The 22599-nt window shown below is 63.1% G+C and carries 21 protein-coding genes; 2 read left to right on the top strand and 19 right to left on the bottom strand.

What is annotated here, in order from left to right; genetic code table 11:
• Positions 1–81: 81 nt before the first annotated feature.
• The 7 genes from fmt to hemE form a co-directional block, all read right to left on the bottom strand.
• On the bottom strand, positions 82–1035 hold the full coding sequence (gene fmt / locus FYB76_RS17950; protein ID WP_154134502.1) for a methionyl-tRNA formyltransferase: 954 nt from the start codon (positions 1033–1035) through the stop codon (positions 82–84).
• A 33-nt stretch (positions 1036–1068) separates the two neighbouring features.
• Positions 1069–1875, bottom strand: a complete 807-nt coding sequence (locus FYB76_RS17945; protein WP_154134501.1) for an SDR family oxidoreductase — start codon at positions 1873–1875, stop codon at positions 1069–1071.
• Positions 1876–1975: 100 nt separating this feature from the next.
• A complete protein-coding gene (locus FYB76_RS17940; RefSeq protein WP_088755135.1) occupies positions 1976–2683 on the bottom strand; it encodes a thiol:disulfide interchange protein DsbA/DsbL in 708 nt (235 codons plus the stop codon).
• A gap of 108 nt (positions 2684–2791) precedes the next feature.
• Entirely contained in the window at positions 2792–3460 is a 669-nt protein-coding gene (locus FYB76_RS17935; protein WP_284077205.1) for an SPOR domain-containing protein, read from the bottom strand.
• 21 nt (positions 3461–3481) lie between these two features.
• The gene (gene argS, locus FYB76_RS17930; RefSeq protein ID WP_088755137.1) at positions 3482–5215 is read right to left on the bottom strand and encodes an arginine--tRNA ligase; all 1734 of its coding nucleotides are present in this window, start codon (positions 5213–5215) and stop codon (positions 3482–3484) included.
• A gap of 297 nt (positions 5216–5512) precedes the next feature.
• Positions 5513–7696 (bottom strand): primosomal protein N', encoded by a 2184-nt coding sequence (locus FYB76_RS17925; RefSeq protein ID WP_370516372.1) that lies wholly within the window; start codon positions 7694–7696, stop codon positions 5513–5515.
• Between the two features lie 717 nt (positions 7697–8413).
• The gene (gene hemE, locus FYB76_RS17920) at positions 8414–9511 is read right to left on the bottom strand and encodes a uroporphyrinogen decarboxylase (protein WP_154134500.1); all 1098 of its coding nucleotides are present in this window, start codon (positions 9509–9511) and stop codon (positions 8414–8416) included.
• 227 nt (positions 9512–9738) lie between these two features.
• Here hemE and FYB76_RS17915 point away from each other — a divergent pair, with 227 nt between their 5' ends.
• A complete protein-coding gene (locus tag FYB76_RS17915) occupies positions 9739–10536 on the top strand; it encodes a transporter substrate-binding domain-containing protein (RefSeq protein WP_088755141.1) in 798 nt (265 codons plus the stop codon).
• A gap of 31 nt (positions 10537–10567) precedes the next feature.
• Here FYB76_RS17915 and FYB76_RS17910 read toward each other — a convergent pair whose 3' ends face one another.
• The 12 genes from FYB76_RS17910 to FYB76_RS17855 all read right to left on the bottom strand — a co-directional run bounded on the left by FYB76_RS17910 (position 10568) and on the right by FYB76_RS17855 (position 21396).
• Positions 10568–11380, bottom strand: a complete 813-nt coding sequence (locus FYB76_RS17910; RefSeq protein ID WP_154134499.1) for a polyphosphate kinase 2 family protein — start codon at positions 11378–11380, stop codon at positions 10568–10570.
• Between the two features lie 52 nt (positions 11381–11432).
• Positions 11433–11900 carry a CoA-binding protein gene (locus FYB76_RS17905; protein ID WP_154134498.1) on the bottom strand — a complete coding sequence of 156 codons (468 nt, stop codon included), beginning with the start codon at positions 11898–11900 and terminating at the stop codon, positions 11433–11435.
• Positions 11901–12259: 359 nt separating this feature from the next.
• Entirely contained in the window at positions 12260–12682 is a 423-nt protein-coding gene (locus FYB76_RS17900) for a F0F1 ATP synthase subunit epsilon (RefSeq protein ID WP_006461340.1), read from the bottom strand.
• 118 nt (positions 12683–12800) lie between these two features.
• Positions 12801–14201: a F0F1 ATP synthase subunit beta gene (gene atpD, locus FYB76_RS17895; protein ID WP_008332979.1), complete on the bottom strand. Its 1401-nt coding sequence runs from the start codon at positions 14199–14201 to the stop codon at positions 12801–12803.
• 57 nt (positions 14202–14258) lie between these two features.
• Positions 14259–15131, bottom strand: coding sequence for a F0F1 ATP synthase subunit gamma (gene atpG / locus FYB76_RS17890; RefSeq protein ID WP_088755144.1), 873 nt, complete (start codon positions 15129–15131; stop codon positions 14259–14261).
• A gap of 30 nt (positions 15132–15161) precedes the next feature.
• The gene (gene atpA / locus FYB76_RS17885) at positions 15162–16703 is read right to left on the bottom strand and encodes a F0F1 ATP synthase subunit alpha (RefSeq protein ID WP_008332982.1); all 1542 of its coding nucleotides are present in this window, start codon (positions 16701–16703) and stop codon (positions 15162–15164) included.
• Between the two features lie 45 nt (positions 16704–16748).
• Positions 16749–17282 carry a F0F1 ATP synthase subunit delta gene (locus FYB76_RS17880; protein WP_088755145.1) on the bottom strand — a complete coding sequence of 178 codons (534 nt, stop codon included), beginning with the start codon at positions 17280–17282 and terminating at the stop codon, positions 16749–16751.
• Between the two features lies 1 nt (position 17283).
• Positions 17284–17754 carry a F0F1 ATP synthase subunit B gene (locus FYB76_RS17875; protein WP_075255747.1) on the bottom strand — a complete coding sequence of 157 codons (471 nt, stop codon included), beginning with the start codon at positions 17752–17754 and terminating at the stop codon, positions 17284–17286.
• 74 nt (positions 17755–17828) lie between these two features.
• Complete coding sequence (gene atpE, locus FYB76_RS17870) at positions 17829–18074, bottom strand: F0F1 ATP synthase subunit C (RefSeq protein ID WP_006461334.1); 246 nt, start codon at positions 18072–18074, stop codon at positions 17829–17831.
• Positions 18075–18150: 76 nt separating this feature from the next.
• Positions 18151–18972, bottom strand: a complete 822-nt coding sequence (atpB, locus tag FYB76_RS17865; RefSeq protein WP_088755146.1) for a F0F1 ATP synthase subunit A — start codon at positions 18970–18972, stop codon at positions 18151–18153.
• Complete coding sequence (locus tag FYB76_RS17860; protein ID WP_088755147.1) at positions 18969–19313, bottom strand: ATP synthase subunit I; 345 nt, start codon at positions 19311–19313, stop codon at positions 18969–18971. Before FYB76_RS17860 ends, atpB begins: the two co-directional genes overlap by 4 nt.
• 592 nt (positions 19314–19905) lie before the next feature.
• Complete coding sequence (locus FYB76_RS17855) at positions 19906–21396, bottom strand: HD domain-containing phosphohydrolase (RefSeq protein ID WP_154134497.1); 1491 nt, start codon at positions 21394–21396, stop codon at positions 19906–19908.
• 213 nt (positions 21397–21609) lie between these two features.
• Here FYB76_RS17855 and FYB76_RS17850 point away from each other — a divergent pair, with 213 nt between their 5' ends.
• Positions 21610–22395, top strand: coding sequence for an alpha/beta fold hydrolase (locus tag FYB76_RS17850; protein WP_154134496.1), 786 nt, complete (start codon positions 21610–21612; stop codon positions 22393–22395).
• The last annotated feature ends 204 nt before the right edge of the window (positions 22396–22599 follow it).

The following is a 22599-nucleotide window of genomic DNA, read 5'->3' as shown; positions in this document are numbered from 1 at the left end:
GCATGCATTGAGGCGCGAAGCGAGGACTTAGTTCGCGCCTGAACCAAAGTCCTCATGCCTGCCTGAAGGTGGTCGCGACGCTCAGGCGAAGCGGCCGCCTTCCAGCGCGAAGCCCTTCAGGAATTCCGCCGCCGGCAGGCGCTTGCCGCCCGGCTTCTGCAGTTCCGTCAGCAGCAATGCGCCTTCGCCACAGGCCACCACGATGCCGGCCTGGGCATCGGCCGACAGCACCTGGCCCGGCTCGCCAGGCTGTGCCACCTTGACCGGACGCGCCTGCCACAGCTTGACCACGGTATCGCCAAAGCGCCCCGTCGCGCCGGGGAAGGGATTGAAGGCGCGGATGCGGCGGGCCAGCTGCTCGGCGCTCTGGGTGAAGTCGAGCGCGGCCTCTTCCTTGGCGATCTTGGCGGCGTAGTTGGCCCCTTCTTCCGGCTGCGGCGTGGCCGGCAATGTGCCCTGCTCCAGCCGGGCGATGGCTTCCACGATCATCCTGCCGCCCAGCGCGGCCAGCTTGTCATGCAGGCTGCCGGTGGTGTCGTCTTCGGCGATGGGGAGGCTTTCGATGAGCATCATGGGGCCGGTGTCGAGGCCCTCTTCCATCTGCATGATGGTGATGCCGGTCTCGGCGTCACCGGCCTCGATGGCGCGATGGATGGGGGCGGCGCCCCGCCAGCGCGGCAACAGCGAGCCGTGGATGTTGATGCAGCCCAGGCGCGGGATGTCGAGCACGCTGCGCGGCAGGATCAGGCCGTAAGCGGCCACCACCATCACATCATGCGGGGTCGATTGCAGCAGGGCGTGGGCTTCCTGCGCCACGTCCGGATACTTGCCGTTCAGGCGCAAGGAGACCGGCTGCGCCACGGGCGTGCCGTGCTTGATCGCACACTGCTTCACGGGCGAGGCCTGCAGCTGCATGCCGCGTCCGGCGGGACGGTCGGGCTGGGTCAGCACCAGCGTGATCTCGTGACCGGCGGCGTACAGCGCTTCGAGCGCGACGGCGGCGAATTCCGGCGTGCCGGCAAAAATGATCTTCATGAAAAACTCCAGAAGCGGCCGCAGCCGCCAGATTTACAGATTGCGTTTCTTGTGGGGCGCGCGGGCGAAGGCCATATCGTACAGCCAGTTCGGCAGCAGCCGCAGCAGCTTGGCCACCACCCCCATCTGCCAGGGAATGACGCGATAGCTCACGCCCTCGGCGATGCTCTCGACGGCACGCTCGGCAAAACGCTCCACCGGCATCAGGAAGGGCATGGGATAGGTGTTCACGCGGGTCATCGGGGTATCGATGTAGCCGGGCGCGATGGTCACGACCTTGATGCCGGAGGAGCGCAATTCCACCCGCAGCGATTCGCAGTAACTGATGACGGCCGACTTGGATGCGCTGTAGGCCCCCGCCCCCGGCAGGCCGCGAATGCCCGCCACGCTGCCGATGCCAACCAGGCGGCAGCGACTGCGCTGCGCGGGTGGCGCGGCCTTCATGCGCGCCACGAAGGGCGTGAAGGTGGCAAAGGTAGCCGTGACGTTGACGGCCAGGATGCGTTCGAAGGCCGGCAGGTCTTCCTGGTATTCGGTCAGCGTGCCTTGCGAAATGCCGGCGTTGGCAATGACCACGTCCGCCCCGCCGAACTCGGTCAGGAAGGAGTCGGCGGCGGCGGCCAGGGCCGTGTGATCGGTGACGTCGAGGGCGTAGACGCGGTGCCGTTCAGGATGCGGCAGGCTGGCGCGCAGGGCCTCCAGCTCGGCCGTGCGGCGGGCGACCAGGCCGAGGATGGCCCCGCGGCGGGCGTAGGCATGCGCCAGGGCCATGCCGATACCGCTGGAGGCGCCGGTCAGGAATACGCGTTCCTGGGCTGCAACGACGAGAGGGTTGGCCATGCCTGCTCCTGAGGTGAGTTGAAGGTTTAGGACAACACTGCTGCCCAAATGACAACGGTCCGCGGCCTTGCGGACGCGGACCGTGTGGAACGGGTGAAGCTTATTTCTTTTTCGCGGGGGTGCTGCCAGCGGCCTTTTCAGCAGCGACCTTGGCCACCAGGTGATCCATCACCTGCAGGGCGGCGGCTTGCTGCATCGATTCCGGCTGGTTGGCCAGGGCCACGCCGACCACGGCGGGCGAAGTCACGTAACGGCCATCGATGGCGATCATGGGCACGCCGTCGACCTTGTAGGCTTCCTGCAGCTGGGCGGCGCGGCGGGCCTTGGTCTGCACGCCGAAGGAGTTGTACAGGTCGAGGAATTTCTGCTTGTCCAGGCCGATCTTCTCGATGTAGGCCAGGATGGTCTTGTCGGTGTTGATGCGCTGGTTTTCCACGTGGATGGCCTGGAAGATCTTGGGGGTCAGCTCGTCAGCCTTGCCCATGGCTTCCAGCGTGTAGTAGAGCTTCTGCTGCGGTACGAAGCTGTCGCGGAAGGCCACCGGCACCTTCTTGAAGCTGATCTTGTCGCCCTGCTTCTTGACCCAGGCCGTCAGCGACGGGTCCCAGGCCGCGCAGTGCGGGCAGTCGAACCAGAAGAACTCGGTGACTTCGACCTTGTTGCCGGAGTCCGTCGGCTGGGCCTGCTCCAGCACGCGGTAGTCGCTGCCCACTTGCGGATTGGCCGGCGAGGCCGAAGCGCCGACGCTGGCGCTCAACGCCAGCACGCCGAAGCTGACCGCAGCCAGCAGCTTTTGATGGAAACGCATGGTATTACCCTCTCTGATGGATAGTCGGTGGGAACGACCCTTGATCGTTCCGCGCCCGTCGTGCCGGTCGGTCATCCCCTGCCGCCGGCATCCACGGTGCGCTCTGGATTACTTGGGAATGCGCACGATGGCGGCATCAACCCCGTTATCGGACAGCTTGCTGCGCGTGCGGTTCATCGACTCCGCATGCTCGAAGGGACCGATGCGCACGCGGTAGAGCACGCCACTGTCGGCCGTGCGTTCGGTGACCTTGGCCTCGAAGCCCAGCAGGGCCAGCTTGGCGCGGGCACTTTCGGCATCGGCCTGGTCGCGGAAGGCGCCGGTCTGCAGGAAGTAGGTCCACTTGTCGTCGTTGGTGTCGTTCTTGGCAGCCGGGGTCGCAGGCGTGGTGGCCGAGGGCTTGGCGTCAGCCGTCTTGGTCTCCGACTTGGACGGTGCCGGGGTGGCCGGGCTGGGCTGCGGCGCCGGGGCCACTGGCGGCACCGGCTGGGCGGCGGCCGTGTTGGGCGGCACCGGTGTCTGCGACTGCTGCTGGTCGCGCGCAGCTTCGCGGGCGATGTCGCGGTTGCCGTAGAGCGGACGGTTGGGATCGGCCGCCTGGGCCGGCGTCGGATCGGCGCGCTCGGGGCGCGTCACCTTGTTGACGAAGGGGATGGGCGACTTGGTGATCATCAGTGCCACACCCACGGCGATCCCCAGGCCGACGATCAAACCCAGGATCAGGCCGAGCAGCGTACCGCCGGCCTGCTTGTGATATTTCGCGTTCAACGGTTTCACGTTTCTCTTTAGCTGCTTGTTTTACATTCTGGCCGGAGCCGATACGCCCAACAATGCCAGGCCGTTGCGCAGCACCTGGCGGGTGGCGGACAACAGCGCCAGGCGTGCAGACCTGGTTGGGACATCGTCGACCAGCACGCGTTCCGCATTGTAGTAGCTATGCAGTTCGCCTGCCAGATCGCGCAGGTAGAAGGCCACCTGGTGCGGTCCCAGTTCCTGCAGGGCATGGGCCAGCATGTCCGGATACTCGGCCAGCTTGGCCAGCAGCGACGCTTCGCGCGGGGCGGTCAAGAGCGACAGGTCAGCCGTGGTCTTGAGCGCTTCTTCATCCACGCCCGACTTGCCCAGCACGGTGCAGATGCGGGCGTGGGCGTACTGGACGTAATAGACCGGGTTTTCATCGGACTGCGCCAGCGCCAGGTCGACGTCGAAGACGAACTCGGTATCGGCCTTGCGCGAGATCAGGAAGAAGCGCACCGCATCGCGGCCGCGCGTGAGATCGCGCTCCTGGCCCTCGACCGCCTCGCCGGCGGACCATTCGATCAGGTCGCGCAGGGTGACGTAGGAACCGGCGCGCTTGGAAATCTTGACCTCTTCGCCATTGCGCATGACGGTGACCATCTTGTGCAGCACGTAGTCGGGATAACCCTGCGGGATGCCCACACCGGCGGCTTGCAGGCCGGCGCGCACGCGGGCGATGGTGCCGTGGTGGTCGCTGCCCTGGATATTGATGACCTTGCCGTAGCCGCGTTGCCACTTGTTGATGTGATAGGCGACGTCGGGCACGAAGTAGGTATAGGTGCCGTCGGTCTTCTTCATGACGCGATCCTTGTCGTCGCCATAGTCGGTGGTGCGCAGCCAGAGCGCGCCATCCTGCTCGTAGGTCTTGCCGGCGGCAATGAGCGCATCCACGGCGGCGGCTACCTTGCCGTCGGCGTAGAGCGAGGACTCGAGGTAGTAATTGTCGAACTTCACGCCGAAGGCCTGCAGGTCCAGGTCCTGCTCGTGGCGCAGGTAGGCCACGGCGAAGCGGCGGATCGAGTCCATGTCTTCCACATCGCCGCTGCCGGTGACGGGTTCGCCATCGCTGGCCGAGACGGTCTTCTTGTCGAGGAAGTCGCGGGCGATGTCGGCGATGTAGTCGCCGTTGTAGGCCGACTCGGGCCACTCGGCGTCACCCGGCTTGAAGCCGCGCGCACGCGCCTGCACCGAGGTGGCCAGGGTGGCGATCTGCACGCCGGCATCGTTGTAGTAGAACTCGCGCAGCACGTCATAGCCCTGCGCTTCCAAGAGCGACGACAGCGCATCGCCCAGGGCGCCCTGGCGACCATGGCCCACGTGCAGCGGACCGGTGGGATTGGCCGAGACGAACTCGACCAGCACCTTCTTGCCGGCACCCAGGCTGCCACGGCCGAAGGCCTCGCCCTGTTCGTGGATCACCTTGACCACCGCCTGCTTGGCGGCAGCCGCCACGCGCAGGTTGATGAAGCCGGGGCCGGCGATCTCGACGGACTCCACCAGGCCTTCGCGCGCCGGGTCGGCCATGACGGCGGCCACGATGGCTTGTGCCAGTTCGCGCGGATTCTTCTTCAGCGGCTTGGCCAGCTGCATGGCGATGTTGCAGGCGATGTCGCCGTGCGAGGCATCGCGCGGACGCTCCAGGGTGATGGTCGGGGTCAGGCCGCTATCAGCCAGCAGCGGCTGCAAGGCGGACGAGAACAGGTCGGAGATGCGTTGTTTCTGTTGTGCGAGCATGGGAATGAGGGGTAAAGCGGAAGCGGCCGAGGCGCTGGTCTGGCAGGCTGCGCCGCGCGGAGGGATCGCTTGCAATTGGTTGAGCAGCCGAGATTATACCGGCTAGGCGCGCCATGTTGGCTGCCCGAGCAAGCAGCTTGCACGCGGGCAAGCTCTCTGTTGCATAAAGATGCCGCAATCACAACAAAGCATGCCGCCGCGCTTGGGACACCCTGGGACACTGTTAGAACAATTTTGCAACAAACTTCACCGCGCATGTCGAGACACGCCGGGGACCCGCCATCAGCGGGCCTGCGTTCATATATCGACTGGATCGACTTCCAGCGACCAGCGGGCCCGGGTCTTGAGTTGCCGCAACTCGGCCAGCCAGTGTTTGAGGAAGCCCTGCAGCGCCGGACGCGAAGGGCATTCGATGAGCAGCTGGGCGCGCTCCACGTTGGCCACCCGCATCAGCGTCATGGGGATCGGTTCGTTGATGGTGATGGCGGGGGCGTCCAGCAAGGCGGCGGCCTCCTTCAGGAATCCCAGGGCCGTGTCCAGCTCGCGCGCCTCGGCCCGCAGCAGCGCCTGGTACATGAAGGGCGGGAAATGGGCCTGGCGGCGCTCCTCCAGCAGGTCGCCGGCAAAGCCGTCGTAATCGTGGCGCATCACGGCCTGGTACAGCGGATGATGCGGATAGCGGGTCTGGATCAGCACCTCGCCCGAGCTGCCGTCGGCCGACAGCCCGGCCCGTCCGGCGCGGCCGGCCACCTGCATCAACTGGGCAAAGAGCCGTTCGCTGGCGCGGTAGTCGTGCGAGAACAGTGCCGTATCGGGATTGAGCACGCCCACCAGCGTGAGCTTTTTGAAGTCGTGTCCCTTGGCCACCATCTGGGTGCCGACCAGGATATCCACCTCGCCCCGGTGCACGCTGTCGAAGGCGCTCTGGGCCGAGCCCTTCAGGCGGGTCGAATCGGCATCGATGCGCAGCACGCGCGCGCCGGGGAAGATCGCCTGCAAGCCCTCTTCCACCCGCTGGGTGCCGCGTCCCAGCGGTTGCAGGTCGACGTTGCCGCAGGTCGGGCAGGCGCGCGGGATGGCCAGTTCCAGGCTGCAATGGTGGCAGCGCAGGCGTCGCTCGGGACGGTGCACCACCATGAAGGCATCGCAGCGCATGCAGTTGCTGATCCAGCCGCAGGCATCACAGGCCAGCACCGGGGCATAGCCGCGGCGGTTGAGGAACAGCAGCGACTGCTCGCCCTGCTCCAGGCGCTTGCGCACGGCCGCGATCAGGCCGGCGGTGAGGCCATCGACGGGCTTGTCGCGCTCCATGTCGATCACCTTGACGGTGGGCAGCACCGCCTGCTGGGCCGCGCGCTGGCGCAGTTCCAGCCGGCGGTAGCGGCCGGCCTGGGCGTGGTGCCAGGTTTCCAGCGAAGGCGTGGCCGAGCCCAGCACCACGGGAATGCCGAGCTGGTGCGCGCGCCACACCGCCAGGTCGCGTGCGGAATAGCGCAGGCCTTCCTGCTGCTTGTAGGAGGGATCGTGTTCCTCGTCGATGACGATGAGCTTCAACGACGGCAGCGAAGACAGGATCGCCAGCCGCGTGCCCAGCACGATGTGAGCCTGGCCCAGGTGCGCGGCCAGCCAGTTGCGGGCGCGCTCGCCCTCGGCCAGCCCGCTGTGCAGCGCCACCACGTTCAGGTGCGGGAAGCGTGCGCGGATGTTGCCTTCCAGCTGCGGGGTCAGGTTGATTTCAGGCACCAGCACCAGGATCTGCGCGGGGGCTGGCGCGGGCTGGCCAGGGTCGGCCGTGTCGGTCTGCTCCTCGCCGTTGCCCGGTGCGACCTCCTCGGCCGCGCGGCGCAGGATGGCGGCAGCGGCTTGCAGGTAGACCTCGGTCTTGCCGCTGCCGGTGACGCCGTACAGCAGCAGCGGAGCGAACCCCCTGGCGCCGGCGATGGTGTCCACGGCCTGCTGCTGGGCCGGGTTCAGCGGCGGTGCCTCACCCAGCTGCAGCGGATCGGGCGCAGCCTGCGGGCCGGGTTCGACTGCCTCGGCGGTGATCGCTTCGGTGTCGGCGCGAGTCTTGCGGCGCGCCTTTGTCTTTTTGGGGGCGACCAGACGGCCCAGGGCTTTGAGCGCCTTGTCCAGCGCCACCGTGGTCAGCGCACGCAGGTTCTTTGGCAGCCCGGGCAGCATCACCTCACCGAGCGGGCGCTGGTAGTAGTCGGCAGCGAAGCCGCACAGCGCCAGCCAGTGCGCCGACATGGGCGGCAACTGGTGCCGCACGGCAATGACGTCCTTGATCTTGTCGGCCTGCAAGTCGGTCTGGTCCGCATGGCCGACCACCACGCCCACGGCTTCGCGGCGGCCGAACGGCACCACCACCAGCTGGCCGATGGCCGGCATGGGCTCCTCCGGCGTGGCCGGCTGCCAGCGGTAATCGAAGACGGTATGCAGGGGCGTATCGAGCGCCACCTGGAGCAGGCGTTGTTCCACGAACTTAAAGTCAATCCTGAAAAACCGGGCTAAGCCTCGGTTTCATCGTCATTTTTGGACCTATCCACATACACTGTGGATAACTTTGGGGACAAGTGCCACTTGACATCGCCCCGCGCAGTCTGGCTGCGGCTTGCGATGCGTTGCCCAAATCGGGGGCAAAAAATTAAGTCAATGAAATCAATGACTTGCAACCAGGGCTTGAAACACGAAAAATATTTTTTCATGGACGCTTTGCGCATGTGGGCATTGCTTCCTGTGTGCATAAGTCTGCACTTAGGGGCAATGGGCACAGCGTTTGTCAAGTCCTGACCGACGGAATTTTGTCGACTTTGGATTGCAGGCTGTTATCTCACTGTCCTACAAACTTAAAGTAAACCTTCAAAGATTTCGATAAGCAACGGTTTTGTAAACGCTTTTGGTGCTTATGCACAGCATCTGTGGATAACTTTGTGGGCAACTGCCTATTGACAAGCGCGCAAGCCACGGCTAGTGCAGTTTTCCTCGCAATTTCGCTTCCGCGATCGAAAAATAAATTCAATAAAATCAAAGGGTTGCGCATGAGCACTCTGCGCAAACCTTCATATTCAAATAAATTTGATTCTCAATCAAGAATTCCGCCTGCGTGTGCATAAGTCCTTCGCCAGTGGCACGAATGTGCATATGGGCTTGGCCAGTCGCACAAATATGAACAGATAACGACAGATACGCGCACGTTCAGCCGCGCAGCGAGCGGCTGATCTCGTGTACGGCCTGCGCGAGCGTGGCGACCGCTTCCGGCGGGGTGTGCTGGGAGATGCCGTGGCCCAGGTTGAAGACATGTCCGCTGCCGGCACCGGGACGGCCGAAGGACTCCAGCAGCTTGCGCACTTCGGTGCGGATGGCGTCATCACCGGCAAAGAGCACATTGGGGTCGAGGTTGCCCTGCAGCGCTACCTTGTCGCCCACGCGGCGGCGCGCTTCGCCCAGGTTGACGGTCCAGTCCAGGCCCACGGCGTCGGCGCCGATGGCGGCGATCTGCTCCAGCCACAGGCCACCGCCCTTGGTGAAGACGATCACCGGAACCTGCTGGCCATCGTGCTGGCGCTGCAGCTGGCTGACCACCTGCTGCATGTAGGCCAGCGAGAATTGCTGGTAGATGCCATCGGCCAGCGCACCGCCCCAGGTGTCGAAGATCATCACGGCCTGGGCACCGGCGGCGATCTGCGCGTTCAGGTAGGCGGCCACGGCATCGGCATTGGTCTTGAGGATGTGGTGCATCAGGTCCGGACGGCGATAGAGCAGGCTCTTGACCAGTCGGAAATCATCCGAGCCGCCGCCTTCGACCATGTAGCAGGCCAGGGTCCAGGGGCTGCCGGAGAAGCCGATCAGGGGCACGCGGCCGTCGAGTTCGCGGCGGATCTGGGTGACGGCCTTGAAAACGTAGTCCAGCTTGCCCAGGTCCGGGGACTGCAGAGCCTGGATGGCCGCCTCATCACGCAAGGGGCGCTCGAACTTGGGACCTTCCCCATCGGCGAAATACAGGCCCAGGCCCATGGCGTCAGGCACCGTGAGGATGTCGGAGAAGAGAATGGCGGCATCCAGCGGGTAGCGTTCCAGCGGCTGGAGCGTGACCTCGGTGGCGTAGTCCGGATTGGTGGCCAGGCCCATGAAGGAGCCGGCACGGGCGCGCGTGGCGCGGTATTCCGGCAGGTAGCGGCCCGCCTGGCGCATCAGCCACAGCGGCGTGTAGTCGGTGGGCTGGCGCAGCAGCGCACGCAGGAAGGTATCGTTTTTGAGCGGAGCGAAGGTGGACATGGAAGAAGAAGAGGACATGGTCGGCCTGCAATGCGGTCTGACGACAATCCGGCATTATCTCATCCTCCGCGCATGGCTTCCGGCTAATTGTCGCTATCAGCGTGCGCTGATATTGATGCAGGTCGTGGCGCGCGGTTTTGCTATGATCCGGTGGCTGTCCCCAGCCGGTCCTACCAATGAACAAGAAGCGGACCGAATACCGTGTCAACGTCCATCTCCACCATCATCATCCACGAGGAGCTTCCATGAAGTCCATCATCCGCACCGTCCTGCTCGCAGGCCTGGCCGCCCTGTCGCTCTGCCTGACGCTGTCGGCGGCCCGTGCCGACGACGCCGTCCCAGCCTCACGCCTGGACCAGGTACTCAAGGCCGGCAAGCTGCGCATCTGCATGACCGGCGACTACAAGCCATTCACCTACTATCGCCCCGACCAGACCTTCGAAGGCATGGACGTGGAACTCGGCCAGGCGCTGGCCAAGTCGCTGGGGGTGGAGGCGCAGTTCGTCAAGACCACCTGGAGCACCCTGATGAATGACTTCATCGCCCAGTGCGACGTGGCCATGGGCGGCGTCTCGATCACCCTCGATCGCGCCCGCAGGGCGGCCTTCTCCGAGCCGGTCATGGTGGATGGGAAAGCGCCCATCATCCGCTGTGCCGACAAGGAAAAATTCCGCAACTTCGACATGATCGACCAGCCCGGCACGCGCGCCATCGTCAACCCGGGCGGCACCAACGAGCGCTTCGCCAAGGCCCGCTACAAGAACGCGACCTTGCTCCAGCATCCGGACAACGTCACCATCTTCCAGCAGATCATCGATGGCAAGGCCGATGTGATGGTGACCGATGCCAGCGAAACCCTGTGGCAATCCAAGCTGCATCCGGAACTGTGCCCGGTGCAGCCGGACCAGCCGCTGCAATTTGCCGAGAAGGCCTACCTGCTGCCGCGTGGCGATGTCGCCTTCAAGGCCTACGTCGATACCTGGCTGCACCTGGCCAAGGCCACCGGCGAATACCAGCGCATCTTCGACAAGTGGCTCAAGTAATCAACTAGGGTCGGCTGCGCCGCTCCCGGCTTCAGTCGAACTTGAGGTCCTTGAGTTCGGGCTTGGGGTCGGGGAAGCGCAGCTTGAGTTTCTGCAGGGTCTCCAGGACCACATTGGCCACCAGCAGGTTGCGGTGGGTCTTGGAGTCGGCCGGCACCACATACCAGGGCGCGTGCAGCGTGCTGGTCTGGCGCAGCACCTCCTGGTAGCGCTGCTGGTAGGCATCCCAGAACTTGCGCTCGGCCAGGTCTTGCGGGTCGAATTTCCAGTGTTTGTTGGGATCATCGATGCGCGACTGCAGCCGCGATTTCTGCTCGGCCTTCGAGATGTGCAGGAAGAACTTCAACACCACCGTTCCGGTCTCCCACAGCATGCGTTCGAAGTCGTTGATCTGGCGATAGCGGCGCTTGCACTCCTTGTCGTCGATCCAGTCGTGCACGCGGGTGATGAGCACGTCCTCGTAGTGGCTGCGATTGAAGACGGCGATCTCCCCTGCCACCGGTACCTGCGCATGCACGCGCCAGAGGTAGTCGTGCGCCAGTTCGATGGCGGTCGGCCCCTTGAAGTTGGCGATGCGGATGCCCTGCGGGTTGACGGCCGCAAAGACGTCATTGACCGTGCCATCCTTGCCGCTGGTATCCATGCCCTGCAGGATCACCAGCACCTTGTGCTTGTGGCCGGCATAGAGCATCTGTTGCTGCAGGCCGATCTCGGCCGCCATCCGCTGCACGGTGGCGCGGTCGGTTTCCTTGTTGCCGCTGGAGAGCGGCTTGGTGGAGGCGTCGCTTTCCTTGAGGACGAACTTGGGATGGACGATGAATTGCGGCCCGATCTTCTTTGCCATGCTGTCTCGCTTTTCTCGTTATAAATGATTTACGGATTTCACCAGCCTGGCGTTACAACACGCCATGCAACTGCCCCATGGCATGTTCGATCTTGATGCACTTGTCCATGACCACCTTCAACCCGGCCGCACGCGCGCGGGCGGCGGCCTCTTCGTGAACGATATCGAGCTGCATCCACACGCATTCGGCGCCGATGGCGATGGCCTCCTCCACCACCGGCGGAATGTCGGCCGACTTGCGGAAGCAATCGACGATGGCAATGCGCAGGCCGTTCTGCGCCAATGCCGCGCTGGCCTCCTGCAAGCTGGCATGGCAGTGCTCGCCCAGGATGGTCTGGCCGGCGTACATGGGATTGACGGCAACGATGCGGTATCCCGCTGACTGCATATAGGCGGCCACGTCAAAGCTGGCGCGCTCGGGACGGTTGGACAGGCCGACCACGGCAATGATGGGCTTGCCATGCTGGCGCGCTGTGGTCGAAGAAGGCGATGCGGAAGATGCGGGTGCAGCTGACGACATGGGGGCTCCTGTCCGGCTGATGGAAATGAGGCTAATGCTATCAATGATTGGGTCGGACGGAATTGGTTCTATCCTTCACGTCAGCGCACTTTACCCGAGGATGAAAGTTGCCGCAGCGCCAGTGTGTGCGACATGTGGGCAAACTTGATCCAGGTTGATTCATACGGCCTGGAAGCCGCCAGAGTTGGTCAGCCCTGGGGCGGCAGAAGCGCCCGGGATCTGCACGGAAGAACTGGCTACGCGCATGAGAGGAACTGTGCGCGCATGAAAAAAGGCAGCCGAAGCTGCCTTTCATCTACTGCTGTACTGCTGTGCTGCCGTGCCGGAGCGCTCTTCGCCGGGAAGAACGCTACCAGCGATCAGCGCTTCTGACGCAACTTCTGGATCGCGGCCAGCTGTGCCACTGCGGCGGCCAGTTCGGCCTGGGCTGCGGCGTGGTCGATCTTGGAGTCACGGTTCACCAGCGCTTCCTCGGCCAGACGCTTGGCTTCGGCGGCCTTGGCTTCGTCCAGGTCGGCACCACGGATGGCGGTGTCGGCCAGCACGGTCACGGCGTCGGGCTGCACTTCCAGGAGGCCACCTGCCACGAACACGAATTCCTCGTGTGCCTGGCCCGAGACCTTGATACGGACAGCACCTGGCTTGATGCGCGTGATCAGCGGGGTGTGACGGGGATAGATACCCAGTTCACCCGCTTCGCCCGGCAACGCGACGAATTCTGCCTCGCCGGAAAAGATTTCCTCTTCCGCCGAGACCACGTCCACGTGAATAGTATGTGCCATGTCGTTTCCTAGTCGATTGACCGCTCCTGCGAACAGGAGCGGCGCCAATGAATCAATGATTACTTACCTGCCATGGCTGCATCCGGTACTGCACCGGAGCCCCACGGCGTGGTCAGTCTTAGTTGATCTTCTTGGCCTTTTCGATTGCTTCGTCGATGGTACCGACCATGTAGAACGCTTGTTCCGGCAGGTGGTCCAGTTCGCCGCTGGCGATCATCTTGAAGCCCTTGATCGTGTCCTTCAGCGAAACGTACTTGCCCGGGGAACCGGTGAACACTTCGGCGACGTGGAAGGGCTGCGACAGGAAACGTTGCATCTTGCGAGCACGTGCGACGATCAGCTTGTCTTCCGGTGCCAGTTCGTCCATGCCCAGAATCGCGATGATGTCACGCAGTTCCTTGTAGCGCTGCAGGGTACCCTGGACGGCGCGCGCGGTCTCGTAGTGCTCCTGGCCGACCACTTGCGGGTCCAGCTGGCGCGAGGTCGAGTCCAGCGGGTCGACGGCGGGGTAGATACCCAGCGAGGCGATGTCACGCGACAGAACGACGGTCGAGTCCAAGTGGGCGAAGGTGGTTGCCGGCGACGGGTCGGTCAAGTCATCCGCAGGGACGTACACGGCCTGGATCGAGGTGATCGAGCCAGTCTTGGTCGAGGTGATACGCTCTTGCAGGCGGCCCATTTCTTCGGCCAGCGTCGGCTGGTAGCCCACGGCGGACGGCATACGGCCCAGCAGCGCGGACACTTCGGTACCGGCCAGGGTGTAACGGTAGATGTTGTCGACGAAGAACAGCACGTCCTTGCCTTCATCACGGAAACCTTCCGCGATGGTCAGGCCGGTCAGCGCCACGCGCAGACGGTTGCCCGGCGGTTCGTTCATCTGGCCGTAGACCATGGCGACCTTGGAGTTGGTCGGGTTTTCCAGGTCCACCACCTTGGCTTCTGCCATTTCGTGGTAGAAGTCGTTACCTTCACGGGTACGCTCACCAACACCGGCGAACACGGACAGACCGCTGTGCGCCTTGGCGATGTTGTTGATCAGTTCCATCATGTTCACGGTCTTGCCCACACCGGCGCCACCGAACAGACCGACCTTACCACCCTTGGCGAACGGGCAGACCAGGTCAATGACCTTGATGCCGGTTTCCAGCAGCTCTTGCGAGGGCGACAGTTCGTCGTACGCAGGGGCCTTGCGGTGGATCGAAGCGGTTTGCTCGTGCGAGACCGGACCGCATTCGTCGATCGGGTTGCCCAGCACGTCCATGATGCGACCCAGGGTCGCGGTACCGACGGGCACCGTGATCGGCTTGCCGGTGTTCGAGATGGTCAGGCCGCGGCGCAGACCGTCCGACGAACCGAGCGCAATGGTACGAACCACGCCGTCGCCCAGCTGCTGCTGGACTTCCAGGGTCAGATCCGAACCTTCCAATTTCAAGGCATCGTAAACCTTGGGCATCGCATCGCGCGGAAACTCCACGTCCACCACAGCGCCGATACACTGAACGATTTTGCCATCAGCCATTTTCGTTCCTTCAATAGATAAAATTTAAATTCTGTTTCGCTACGCTACGCCAGCTGATCAGCCGACCGCAGCCGCACCGGCGACGATTTCCGACAGCTCTTTGGTAATGGCGGCCTGGCGAGTCTTGTTGTAGACCAACTTCAACTCACCGATCACGCTACCTGCGTTGTCGCTGGCGGCCTTCATCGCGACCATGCGCGCCGATTGCTCGGAGGCCATGTTCTCGGCGACGGCTTGATAGATCAGCGCTTCGACGTAACGCACCAGCAGTTCGTCCACCACGGATTGCACGTCGGGCTCATAGATGTAGTCCCAGGAGTGCGCACCCTCGTCAGCCTTGAGCTTGTCGCTGGTCAGCGGCAGCAGCTGCTGCAGGGTGGCTTCCTGCTTCATCGTATTGATGAACTTGGTGTACACCAGGTACACCGCGTCCAGCTTGCCTTCCTGGTAAGCGTCGAGCAGCACCTTGACGGGGCCGATCAGCTTTTCCAGGTGCGGCGTATCACCCAGTTGCGTCGCGTTGGCGGCCACACGGGCGCCGATGCGATTCAGAAAACCCAAACCCTTGTTGCCAATGGCGACGGTTTCGATGGCCTTGCCCTGGCCTTCCAGTTCACGGAACTTGTTGGTCAACAGACGCAGCGAGTTGGTGTTCATGCCGCCGCACAGACCCTTGTCGGTCGTGACGACGATGAAACCAACGCGCTTGGCCGTGTCTTGCTGGACCATGAACGGGTGCACGTACTCCGGATTGGCCTGCGACAGGTTGGCCGCAATGTTGCGGATCTTGTCGCTGTACGGGCGGGCTGCGTGCATCCGGTCCTGCGCCTTGCGCATTTTGGATGCCGCGACCATTTCCATCGCCTTGGTGATCTTCTTCGTATTTTCTACGCTCTTGATCTTGCCACGTATCTCTTTACCTGTAGCCATGAGTAAGACTCCTTATAGCTTCAGTAAGAATTAGTACGCGCCGGATTTCTTGAAGTCAGCGATGGCGGCTGCCAGGGCTGCCTCAGCATCCTTATCCAGTTGCTTGGTGTCTTCGATCTTCTTCAGCAGCTCAGCGTGGCTGGTCTTCATGAAGTTGTGCAGAGCCGACTCGAAGGCCAGGATCTTCTTCACTTCGACGTCGTCCATGTAGCCCTTGTTGACGGCGAACAGGGTGACGGCCATGATCGAGATCGATTGCGGGGTGTACTGAGCCTGCTTCAGCAGTTCGGTCACGCGCGCACCGCGGTCCAGCTGCTTGCGGGTGGCTTCGTCCAGGTCGGAAGCGAACTGCGCGAAGGCAGCCAGTTCACGGTACTGTGCCAGGTCGGTACGGATACCGCCGGACAGGCCCTTGATGACCTTGGTCTGGGCAGCGCCACCGACGCGCGACACCGAGATACCGGCGTTGATCGCAGGACGGATACCGGCGTTGAACAGCGAGGTTTCCAGGAAGATCTGGCCGTCGGTGATCGAGATCACGTTGGTCGGAACGAAGGCGGAAACGTCACCAGCCTGGGTTTCGATGATCGGCAGTGCGGTCAGGGAACCGGTCTGGCCCTTGACTTCGCCGTTGGTGAACTTCTCGACGTAGTCGGCGTTCACGCGGGCAGCACGTTCCAGCAGGCGGCTGTGCAGGTAGAACACGTCGCCAGGATAGGCTTCACGGCCCGGCGGACGGCGCAGCAGCAGCGAGACCTGACGGTAAGCCACGGCTTGCTTGGACAGATCGTCATACACGATCAGGGCATCTTGACCGCGGTCGCGGAAGTATTCGCCCATGGCGCAACCCGAGTAGGCCGACACGTATTGCATCGCTGCCGATTCGGAGGCGGTCGCGGCCACGACGATGGTGTATTCCATCGCGCCGTGGGCTTCCAGTGCGCGCACCACGTTCTTGACCGACGAAGCCTTCTGGCCGATCGCAACGTAGATGCAGGTCATGTTCTGACCCTTTTGATTGATGATGGCGTCGATGGCGACAGCGGTCTTGCCGGTCTGGCGGTCACCGATGATCAGCTCACGCTGGCCACGGCCGACGGGCACCATGGAGTCGATCGACTTCAGGCCGGTCTGCATCGGCTGCGACACGGACTGACGCGCGATCACGCCCGGGGCGATCTTTTCGATCGGGGCGGTCAGCTTGGCGTTGATCGGACCCTTGCCGTCGATCGGCTGGCCCAGTGCGTTGACGACACGACCCTTCAGTTCAGGACCGATCGGCACTTCCAGGATGCGGCCGGTGCACTTGACCAGGTCGCCTTCGGAGATGTGTTCGTATTCGCCCAAGATAACGGCGCCCACCGAGTCACGCTCCAGGTTCAGCGCCAGGCCGAAGGTGTTGCCCGGGAATTCCAGCATCTCACCTTGCATCACGTCGGACAGACCATGGATACGGCAGATACCGTCGGACACGGAAATGACCGTGCCCTGATTGCGAATCTCAGCGGTATCGCCAAGGCCTTGGATCCGGCTCTTGATCAGCTCGCTGATTTCAGATGCGTTGAGTTGCATACTAACTCCTAAAAATTGTTCTTTCGCTTAGCCAGCCAGAGGCACTTACGCGGCCAGAGCAGCTTGCAGCTGCTGCAGCTTCGCGCGCACGGAGGTATCGAACACTTCGTCGCCGACCACGACGCGCACACCGCCAATGAGGCTGCTGTCGACCGTCACGGAGGGGTTCAGCTTGCGGCCGAACTTCTTCTCCAGTGCCGAGACCACATCCTTGACCTGGGCATCGCTGAGCTCGAAGGCGCTCACGATGTTGGCATCGGCCGAACCTTCCGCCGTGTTCTTGAGCACGTGGAACTGTTCGGCGATCTGCGGCAGCAGGACCAGGCGGCCGTTGTCAACCAGCGTCTTGACGAAATTGGTCGCCTCGACCGACAGCGGGGTCTTCAGGGCAGCGGCAAACACTTCTGCCAGCTTGTCATGCGATACGGAAGGGTTCTGCGCCAGGGCCTGCACCTCGGGATGCGCCGCCACCTGGGCCATCTCGTCGACGAGATCGGACCAGGCTGCCAGGCTGCCTGCCTTGGCCACACGGAACAAGGCTTCGGCGTAAGGACGAGCGATCGTTGCGAGTTCGGCCATATTACAGCTCTGTCTTCAGTTGATTCAGCAAGTCGGCGTGAGCAGCCGCATTCACTTCGCGCTTGAGGATCTGTTCCGCGCCCTTGACGGCGAGCGTTGCAACCTGGCCGCGCAGTTCTTCACGCGCCTGGTTCACTTGCTGTTGAGCGTCAGCCTTGGCGTTGGCGATGATGCGGGCAGCTTCTTCAGCGGCCGTCTTCTTGGCTTCTTCGATGATCAGCTGAGCGCGCTTTTCGGCTTCGCCGATGCGCTTCTGGCCTTCATCACGTGCCGATGCCAGTTCGCCCTGGATACGCTTTTCGGCGGCGGCCAGATCGGCCTTACCGCGGTCAGCGGCTGCCAGCCCGTCCGCAATCTTCTTGGCGCGTTCATCGAGCGCCTTAATCAACGGCGGCCACACGAATTTCATCGTGAAGCCGGCGAGGATGAAGAAGACCACGAACTGTGCAATCAATGTTGCATTTAAGTTCACGGTAATTTCCTTCTCAGAATAACGAGTGCCGGAACCAATCGTCCGGCAGATGAGAATCGGCTATGAAGCGCGAATTACTTGGCGATGAACGGATTTGCGAATGCGAACAGCATGGCGATACCAACGCCGATCAGGAAGGCCGCGTCGATCAGGCCAGCCAGCAGGAACATCTTGGTTTGCAGGGTGTTCATCAGTTCAGGCTGACGTGCGGATGCTTCGAGGTACTTACCGCCCATGATCGCGATACCGATACAAGCGCCGATAGCACCCAGGCCAATGATCAAACCGCAAGCCAGAGCAACGAAAGAGACATCAGTCATGACAATTCCTTAAGAAAAGTTAAATTAAATACAAAACCAAAAAACAAACTGAAAAACAGGTACTGCAAGCCTTGTGTTAGTGCGCTTCGTGCGCCTGGCCCAGGTAAACCAGTGTCAACATCATGAAGATGAATGCTTGGAGCAACACGATCAGGATGTGGAAAATTGCCCAGATAGAACCGGCGATCACATGGCCGATGAAGCCGAATGCGGTCGCGGTCGATCCCAGCAATGCGATCAGCAGGAACAACAGTTCGCCTGCATACATGTTGCCGAACAGTCGCATGCCCAGGGACACGGTCTTGGCGGCGAATTCGATGATGTTCAGCAGCAGGTTGAACGGAGCCAGCCAGATGCCGAAGGGTGCTGCAAACAGTTCATGCACGAAACCGCCCGCGCCCTTGATCTTGACGCTGTAGTACAGCATCAGGGCCAGCACGCCCAGGGCGATGCCCAGGGTGCCGTTGAGGTCGGCGGTGGGAACGATGCGGTGATGCATTTCACCCAGGCCGAACAGGCCCAGGATGCCGGAGGCCAGGTCCACCGGCAGGAAGTCCAGCGAGTTCATCAGGGCCACCCAGACGAACACGGTCAGGGCCACCGGGGCGATGAAGGTACGGTCACCGTGGACGATGGCCTTGGACTGGTCTTCGACCATTTCCACGACCATTTCGACGAAGGCCTGGAAGCGGCCCGGCACGCCCGAGGTCGCCTTGCGGGCGGCCAGGAACATGAAGAAGCAGGCGATCACGCCACAGAACACGGACCAGAAGATGGTATCCACGTTCAGGATGGAGAAATCGACGATCTTGGTCTGGTGATGCGTGGAGAGGTGTCCGAGGTGGTGGACAATATATTCAGAGGCTGTCGGCGCGTGCTCTGCGGCTTCTACGGTCATGGTCGGTGTCTAAACAGTAAAATGAAATAACTCTTAAGCACCACGATGAAGCTCAGCACAAATGCGAGCCAGTGAACACCGTGGTACAACCAAACGATCGCGCCCATGAGCGCAAAAGTCGTAGCAATCTTGATAAATTCCCCGAAGAAAAACGTCATCGGGTTGGTACCACCGGGTTTCTGCGCACTGACATGAAGTCGCAGTGCAAACAGGGCATTGGGAACGACACAGCAGACGCCTCCCAACAATGCGGACCAAAGCGCCGGAAGTCCGCCCAGCATCCCCGCCACCAGGGCAGCGATGACCGTGGTGAGGAGCTGCAAGAGAATGATGCGCAGCATATCTATCCAATATCGTGCATGCGCCGCACCCTTTACGAGCAGACGGCAGCTTAAAAGCCCGGCGATTATAAAGGTTCGTTTTCCGGTAAGTCAAACCTTTTGCAGCCAGATCAAGGGCTTATCTGGGGCACTTCGCGGCGAGTTGTGGCAAATAAGCAGCCACTTGGATTTTTTGCAGTGCAACACAAAAACGTCGTTGCACGTCTTTTGCACGCTGCCCGCTTTTTGCTCCCGAGGGATCTCCCCTTCTTGTCCCTTTGTTCAGATTTATGCATCTCGCAGTGAATTTGCGGAAATGCACGCCCAAAAGCCGGAAAATCGCGCCGGTTTTTGAAACAGCGCTCAATTTAATCAAAAACGCCCGGCGACGCCAGAGAAATATCCCGCAAATTCAATGATTTACGGAAATTCCCCTGGCGCTCGCAAACGTTTACGCAAGGCGCTGACATTTTGTCAGGAAATCGGCAGAGGTCGGACGACCGGGCTCGCTTTCAGGGTGGCATGTTGCAGCACAGCGTGGGTCCGCAAAAAAGTGAGCCCGCTCACCGGACCGGTGCAGTGGTCGGACCGTTGATGCCGTAAAAATACGGCATCAGATCAACCCCAGGTGCAAGCCCTTGAGCGTGGCCGCAGCCCGCGTGGAGCAGTGCAGTTTGCGGAAGATGCTCTCGACGTGGGTACGCACGGTCGAGGGACTGATCTGCAGCGCGCGGGCGGCCTCCTTGTTGCTTTCGCCCAGGCTGATGCGGCGCAGCACCTCGCACTCGCGCTCCGACAGCAGCCCCTTGCGGGAAGACTGCGGGGACGTATCCCCTGCAGCGGCGGCCAGGACCCAGCGCACGGCATCCGCGTCCATGCGGCCGCCCTGCACTTCCCCCTCCAGCATCTCGGCCACGGCAGCCGGTGCACGCGCGGACCGCCACGGACGCGGCGCGCACAGGGCGGCATGGGCCGCCGCGACCGCCAGCAAGCGGGCAGGCAGGCCCAGCGTGTCGCTGTCGAGCCCACGGAAGTAGCCGCTGCCGTCGAGTCGCTCATAGAGTTGCGAAGCCAGGCCGGTGTCCTCACGCACGGCCGGCACCAGCGCTCCGGCCCGCGAGGTCCAGTAAGGGGCCAGGCGGATGCGTTCCCAGTCAGCCTGGCTGGGACGGCCCGCGCGCTCCCAGATGGTATTGGGGACGGCGGCGCGGCCGATGCCGTGGACCAGGGCGGCCCGAACCAGCCTTTGCTGTTGCTCGGAAGGCAATCCAGCCAGCGCGGCGGCCTGCGCGGCCAATTCGCTGACCCGGCGCGAATAGCCGGTCAGCCAGGGCAGCTTCAGTTCGATGAGTTCGGCCACGATGCGCAGGGGTACCAGATGCACTGGCAAGTCCCCCGATGGATCGCGCGCGCTGTCATCGTGGTCCAGCGACGCCAGCCAGGACGGCGCATGCTCGGCCACGCGCTCCGCCAGGTCGGTGGGGTATTTGATGCCGCCGAAGCGGCGCACCACGCTCAGGGCAGCCTGCACCCCATGCGTGCGCGCATAGATCTCCAGGTCACCCGCCAGGCTCGTGTAGAGGACCGCAGTCGGCACGGCAGATCCGCGCAACTGCTGGGGCGCACCGCTGCCGTCATGATGCTCCCAGACATGGCGCAAGCCGGCCTCCACGCCCGCCGGCAAACCCAGCAGGCTGGCCACCTCCCCCGCCACTTCGCAATGGATGCGCGCCAGCGGCGCAATGGTGGTGAAGTTCAGCGGATGGTCGGCGGGCAAGCCATCGCGCAGCATGGCTTCGCGCCCGCCCACGTCATCCCCGAGCAGACCGGCAAAGCCGGCCGCATTGGCGGTGCAGCCGGACCAGCGCAGCCAGGAGACCAGCTGGGCCTGCTCCACCAGTTCGGGCGGGGCGCCCTCCAGTTGCGCCACCCGGGCGGCCAGCGCCGCTGTACGCCGCGACTGGTCGGGAGGCTGGCCCATGCTGAGATCACCGACCAGCGCCAGCACCTGCACGGCGGTGCCGGCGGCGATCATCGGCGGCGCGTCCACGATGGCGGGGGAAGGCGAAGAGGAAGGGGAAATCGGGTTGGCGTCGGGAAGCATCCCGACACTGTAGCGGCAAGCGCGAGACTCCTGCAATCAACTCTTCGGTTAATGGGCAGGCCGGCGGTGAGCGGCCACAATCGCAGCGCCTCATCGTCACGGCCGACCGGGGTCGGTCAATTGACCGATACCGGGGCCGCAAGGGCGTTCCTATACTGGCCTCACTGCAACACACCACCCCGACACACCTTCTTATTTGAACAGGAGAACACCATGAAAAGCGCTTCCACCCGCTTCAGCCTCAAGACCGGCCTCGGCATGCTGGCCATCGCCGCCGCCTTCACCGGCAGCAATGCCATGGCCGCCGACGCGACCGAAAAGCCCTCCGTCGTGATCGTCCACGGCGCCTTCGCCGATGGTTCGGACTGGGCCAAGGTCATCCCGCTGCTGCAGGCCAAGGGCATCAAGGTCACCGCCGTGCAGAACCCGCTGACCTCGCTGGCCGACGACGTCGCTGCCGCCAAGCGCGCCATCGACAACCAGCCCGGCAAGGTCGTGCTGGTGGGTCACTCCTGGGGCGGCACCGTGATCACCGAAGCCGGCAACCATGAGAAGGTCGCCAGCCTGGTCTACGTCGCCGCCTTCGCACCGGACGCCGGCCAGGCAACGGGCGACCTGGGCCGCGACCTGCCCGTGCCCCCGGGCATCGCCAAGCTGTCGGTGGACAAGGCCGGCTTCGCCAGCCTGCCGCCGGCCGCACTGGCTGCTGACTTCGCCCAGGACGTGCCGGCCAAGCAGGCTGCCGTGATGGCCGCCACCCAGGGCCCGATCGCCATGAAGGCCTTCGGCGACAAGGTCGAGACCGCAGCCTGGAAGACCCGTCCGAGCTGGTACATCGTCAGCACCCAGGACCGCATGATCCAGCCCGCGCTGGAACGCAGCTTCGCCAAGCAGATCAACGCCAAGACCACCGAGCTGGCCGCCAGCCACGTGCCGCAGCAATCGCGTCCGGCCGACGTCGCCAAGGTGATCCTGGAAGCCGTCGCCGCCACCAAGTAAGCCTGCCTGCTTGCTCCCCGCCCCTGGCGGCAAGGGCCGTCGCCCGCTTCGTGCGGGCGACGGCCTTTTCGCTGGCGAACGCGCCCTGCCGCAAACGGGGCAAATGAAGAAAAATCCCGGCTGTTTCATGCTTGCACCTCGCCCTTCGCATGTTCTAATCTCAGGTGCTCCGGATCCCGCGACCAGATCAAACAACAATGAGGG

Source organism: Herbaspirillum sp. CAH-3 (assembly GCF_009668275.1).
In the GTDB taxonomy this organism is placed as follows: Bacteria; Pseudomonadota; Gammaproteobacteria; order Burkholderiales; family Burkholderiaceae_D; genus Herbaspirillum; species Herbaspirillum aquaticum.
Note: the sequence above shows the minus strand (reverse complement) of the source record. Positions and strands in the feature narration are given on the sequence as shown.

What these genes read in the sequence shown, in the direction of transcription:
- fmt (WP_154134502.1), bottom strand. Translation starts at nt 1,035, where the DNA reads ATGAAGATCATTTTTGCCGGCACGCCGGAATTCGCCGCCGTCGCGCTC.
- FYB76_RS17945 (WP_154134501.1), bottom strand. Translation starts at nt 1,875, where the DNA reads ATGGCCAACCCTCTCGTCGTTGCAGCCCAGGAACGCGTATTCCTGACC.
- FYB76_RS17940 (WP_088755135.1), bottom strand. Translation starts at nt 2,683, where the DNA reads ATGCGTTTCCATCAAAAGCTGCTGGCTGCGGTCAGCTTCGGCGTGCTG.
- argS (WP_088755137.1), bottom strand. Translation starts at nt 5,215, where the DNA reads ATGCTCGCACAACAGAAACAACGCATCTCCGACCTGTTCTCGTCCGCC.
- hemE (WP_154134500.1), bottom strand. Translation starts at nt 9,511, where the DNA reads ATGTCCTCTTCTTCTTCCATGTCCACCTTCGCTCCGCTCAAAAACGAT.
- FYB76_RS17915 (WP_088755141.1), top strand. Translation starts at nt 9,739, where the DNA reads ATGAAGTCCATCATCCGCACCGTCCTGCTCGCAGGCCTGGCCGCCCTG.
- FYB76_RS17910 (WP_154134499.1), bottom strand. Translation starts at nt 11,380, where the DNA reads ATGGCAAAGAAGATCGGGCCGCAATTCATCGTCCATCCCAAGTTCGTC.
- FYB76_RS17905 (WP_154134498.1), bottom strand. Translation starts at nt 11,900, where the DNA reads ATGTCGTCAGCTGCACCCGCATCTTCCGCATCGCCTTCTTCGACCACA.
- FYB76_RS17900 (WP_006461340.1), bottom strand. Translation starts at nt 12,682, where the DNA reads ATGGCACATACTATTCACGTGGACGTGGTCTCGGCGGAAGAGGAAATC.
- atpD (WP_008332979.1), bottom strand. Translation starts at nt 14,201, where the DNA reads ATGGCTGATGGCAAAATCGTTCAGTGTATCGGCGCTGTGGTGGACGTG.
- atpG (WP_088755144.1), bottom strand. Translation starts at nt 15,131, where the DNA reads ATGGCTACAGGTAAAGAGATACGTGGCAAGATCAAGAGCGTAGAAAAT.
- atpA (WP_008332982.1), bottom strand. Translation starts at nt 16,703, where the DNA reads ATGCAACTCAACGCATCTGAAATCAGCGAGCTGATCAAGAGCCGGATC.
- FYB76_RS17880 (WP_088755145.1), bottom strand. Translation starts at nt 17,282, where the DNA reads ATGGCCGAACTCGCAACGATCGCTCGTCCTTACGCCGAAGCCTTGTTC.
- atpE (WP_006461334.1), bottom strand. Translation starts at nt 18,074, where the DNA reads ATGACTGATGTCTCTTTCGTTGCTCTGGCTTGCGGTTTGATCATTGGC.
- atpB (WP_088755146.1), bottom strand. Translation starts at nt 18,972, where the DNA reads ATGACCGTAGAAGCCGCAGAGCACGCGCCGACAGCCTCTGAATATATT.
- FYB76_RS17860 (WP_088755147.1), bottom strand. Translation starts at nt 19,313, where the DNA reads ATGCTGCGCATCATTCTCTTGCAGCTCCTCACCACGGTCATCGCTGCC.
- FYB76_RS17855 (WP_154134497.1), bottom strand. Translation starts at nt 21,396, where the DNA reads ATGCTTCCCGACGCCAACCCGATTTCCCCTTCCTCTTCGCCTTCCCCC.
- FYB76_RS17850 (WP_154134496.1), top strand. Translation starts at nt 21,610, where the DNA reads ATGAAAAGCGCTTCCACCCGCTTCAGCCTCAAGACCGGCCTCGGCATG.